We start from the raw sequence: 3,226 nt of genomic DNA, 5'->3' as shown, positions 1-3,226 counted from the left end.
GAGGTCCGCGAGTTCACGAAAACTGAAGGGTCTTCAGCGGGAACCCGCGGGTCTGTCGCTGTGCTGTGCGGGGGTGGACCCGTGGGTTCGTGGTGAAGCCACGGTATCGGCTTCGGATGACTGCTCCAGGAGTTGGCGGGCGGAGTTCGCGTAGCGGATGGCGGTCTTCTCGTCGAGGCCGAAGACCTCGGCGAGGTGGAGCGGGTCGGGGCCGTGGGTGAGGGCTTCTTCGAGCTGGCGGTCGACGCGGAGCTTTTCGAGGGTGGCGGCCTGGCCGCGCAGTGCCGCTGCGGCGGAGTCGCCGGTGATCGGGCCGGTCTCCAGCGCGGTCTGCTTGTTGATCAGCAGGTGCGGGTTGGCGGTGTCGGGCCAGCGGCGGCGCCGGTGTTCCAGCCAGGCCAGGGCGAGCCGCAGCGTCAGTGCGTCCAGGGGGCGGACGCGGCCGTCAACAGTCAGACGGCGGTTGCCGATGTCGAGGTCGTCGAGCTGGAGTCGGCGTATCGCGCCAGTGCGTGCGGCGTGGACGGCCGCGAGGGCGAGGATCAGTCGGTCCGCCGGTTTGGTGACCGCGACGACTGAACTCTGGACGTGCTCGGGTTCGAGCGGCTGGATGATCCCTGACTCCTGCTGGCCGACGCGGATGCGGCTGGTCGGGTTCTTGAAGACGGTGCCGTTCTTCTTCGCCCGTCCGAACAGCGACCGCAGCGCGACGAGGCTGGACCTGCGCTGCTGGCCGTGGACAGTGTCGAGGTGGGCGAGTACATCGTCACGGGTGACCTCGCGCAGATGGTCATAGCGGTTCGACCATTCCAACAGCACGGGTCGGAGCCGGTTGACGTAGTTCCAGACCGTGGTCGCGTCCCGGGGCTGGGACCGCGGTCCGCCCTCATGCAGGATTCGGGCCCAGTTGGCGACGTCGTGGTGGATGCCGACGGCGAGTCCGTCGAGCTTGCGCTCCAGCCACCGCTCGAACGATGCCGGCCGGTCGTCCAGAAAGACGCCGATGGCGTCGAGCACCTCGGTGGTGCGCACGGTACTCAAGCCGCGCGACCGCAGCACCGGGAAGATCTCCGAGTACCGGACCACGTCACCTTCGGCATGGCCGGACAGCACGATGACCAGGGCCTGGTCGACGTTCAGTCGCGTCTTGCGGGGCCAGCCCCGGGCCTCGCCGAGCCGGTGGGCGCTATGGCGGGCCCAGGCCAGCCACGGATCGTCTGTCCGTGCGTGCTCCTGGTCGGGCCTCCATCGAGTGAGGTCCCGGCGGGCCTCGAACAGTTCCGCCTGGAACCAGCCGCGTGCGGGAGGCAGAGCGGGTTCGGGGTCGGGCCTGCGGGGCCGGCCCCGGCGCTCCTGCTTGACAGCTGGCGGCCGGTGCCGCCGGTCCCGGACCGCGGTCATGCCGGAGAAGAAGAGTTGCTGGTGCTGCAGCCGGGGCAGGAAAAGTTCCGCCCTGGTCTGCGTCGGCGCCGCTTCCGCTCGTGCCTGGACCCAGCACAGGCGGCAGTGGCCCTTCCTGAGCGGCAGTCGGCCCGAGCAACTGCCGCAGGGGCCCACGTCACGGCCGGTCCCGAACGAAGAGCACGCTCCGCAGCGCGGGCCACGCAGCAAACCCCAGGACAGGCACTGCGGGCAGGACCTCGCGTGCACGACGGCCGGTCAGACGGGAGGAAGGGAGCGGCCGTCGTGCCGCCGGGGCACCACGGTGGTCCCCGCGCCGACGGCGGTCTGCTGGACCGTTTCCTGGCCGGGGCGGGCGACCGTCTCCGGCTGCGGGATCAACAGGTCGCCAATCTCGCAGCCCAGGACGACGCAGATGACGTCGAGGTCGTCGAGCTTGAGGGAGACCGGCTGTCCGGACCACAGCCCGGACATCTTGCCCGCCGAGATAACCAGCCCGTGCTCGGCCAGGCTCCGCTGCAGGTCGGATGCCTTCCAGATGCCCTTGCTCGCGGCCGTCAGCCGCAGGTTCCACTTCATCGGACCAGTCCTCCCAGCCGCTTCGCGGCCCGCTCTTGCCCGGCCTCCCAGGCGTCCTCGACCCGCGTGCCGTGCACGTGGACGTACCGCATCGTCGTCGCGATCCAGGAATGTCCCAAAACCTCCTGGATCGCAATCAAATCCATGCCGTTCAGATAGAGCTCCGACGCGCAGTAGTGCCGCAACACGTGCGGCGTCAACTTCTCAGCCCAGCCCGGTAGATGGGCCTTCGCCGCCTCCTTCAGGCCGGTGCGGAGCGCGTCGTCGCCGACCCGGCGCGAGGAGCCGTCCGTGTTCTTGCGCTCGGAGGGGAAGAGCGGGGCGCCAGGTCGGGTGTGGTCGTCGTCGAACTGGCCCCACACGTCCTCGATGAACCACCGAAGGGTCCGCCCGACGTCGTTGATCAGCGGCACCATCCGCTCGCGCGGCCCCGACCCCCGCGAGCCCTTGCCCTGGCGGACGTGCAGCTTGCCGAACCGGCCCAGGTCCCACTTGATGTCCGCCAGGTCCAGCCGGCACGCCTCGTTCACCCGCAGCCCTACCCCCGCCATCAGCCGCGCGGCGGTGTAGTTCCGGGCGGTAGGGCCGAACTTGCGGCAGGTCGCCAGCTCCCCAGCCCAGCCCTCGAACAGGGCGCCGACCTCGGGCGAGGTCGGCGGGATCCGCAACTGCGCGTCCTTCGAGCCGCGCGGGCGGTTCATCTCGTCGATCGGGCAGTCCACCACCCGGCCGGTCAGCTGGTGGATCTCGACCTTGTGCCGCAGCTCCAGGAACGCGAAGTACGTCGTCAGCGCCTGGGACCGGGCCAGCCGGGTACCGCTGGGCGAGCCCCGCATCACCCGCCCGAAGTACGCGTCGGCGTCGGCGGGCTCCATGTCCCACAGCGGACGGCCGAACCACGTCCGCATCTGCTCCAGGTTGCCGACGTCCCCGCGGATGGTGCCGTCCGCCAGTCCCGCCGAGGCCCGCGCCAGCACGAACCCGGCCAGCACGTCCGTCTCGAACGCCTCCAACTCCTCGGTCGAGGTCGGCGCCCGGAACTCGCGCAGATCCCGTACAGCGGCCAGCGCCAACCCGAGCCCCCTCAGCTTCATCCAGAAAGTGGAACCATCGTGAAAGCTGAGACTACTTCACAAATCCTGAAGTTCCTTCACTGGGCGCCGAACTGCGGAGTGAGGGGCAAACCCCCTGGCCAGCAGGCTCGACACCCCCAGGGCCTCAGAGGAACTCACGGGATGTCGCACAC

3 protein-coding genes are annotated in these 3,226 nt (G+C 69.8%); all 3 read right to left on the bottom strand.

Annotation, left to right across the window (positions count from 1 at the left end; translation table 11 throughout):
• Positions 1-33: 33 nt before the first annotated feature.
• Entirely contained in the window at positions 34-1,401 is a 1,368-nt protein-coding gene (locus OTB19_RS42340) for a hypothetical protein (protein WP_267804184.1), read from the bottom strand.
• A 258-nt stretch (positions 1,402-1,659) separates the two neighbouring features.
• Positions 1,660-1,980 carry a helix-turn-helix domain-containing protein gene (locus tag OTB19_RS42335; RefSeq protein ID WP_267804183.1) on the bottom strand — a complete coding sequence of 107 codons (321 nt, stop codon included), beginning with the start codon at positions 1,978-1,980 and terminating at the stop codon, positions 1,660-1,662.
• On the bottom strand, positions 1,977-3,074 hold the full coding sequence (locus tag OTB19_RS42330) for a tyrosine-type recombinase/integrase (protein WP_267804182.1): 1,098 nt from the start codon (positions 3,072-3,074) through the stop codon (positions 1,977-1,979). Before OTB19_RS42330 ends, OTB19_RS42335 begins: the two co-directional genes overlap by 4 nt.
• Between the last annotated feature and the right edge of the window lie 152 nt (positions 3,075-3,226).

It is taken from the genome of Streptomyces sp. H27-H5 (genome assembly GCF_026627505.1).
Classification (GTDB): domain Bacteria; phylum Actinomycetota; class Actinomycetes; order Streptomycetales; family Streptomycetaceae; genus Streptomyces.
The sequence above is the reverse complement of the archived record's forward strand: the minus strand, read 5'-3'. Positions and strand labels throughout refer to the sequence as shown.

What these genes read in the sequence shown, in the direction of transcription:
- OTB19_RS42340 (WP_267804184.1), bottom strand. Translation starts at nt 1,401, where the DNA reads ATGACCGCGGTCCGGGACCGGCGGCACCGGCCGCCAGCTGTCAAGCAG.
- OTB19_RS42335 (WP_267804183.1), bottom strand. Translation starts at nt 1,980, where the DNA reads ATGAAGTGGAACCTGCGGCTGACGGCCGCGAGCAAGGGCATCTGGAAG.
- OTB19_RS42330 (WP_267804182.1), bottom strand. Translation starts at nt 3,074, where the DNA reads ATGAAGCTGAGGGGGCTCGGGTTGGCGCTGGCCGCTGTACGGGATCTG.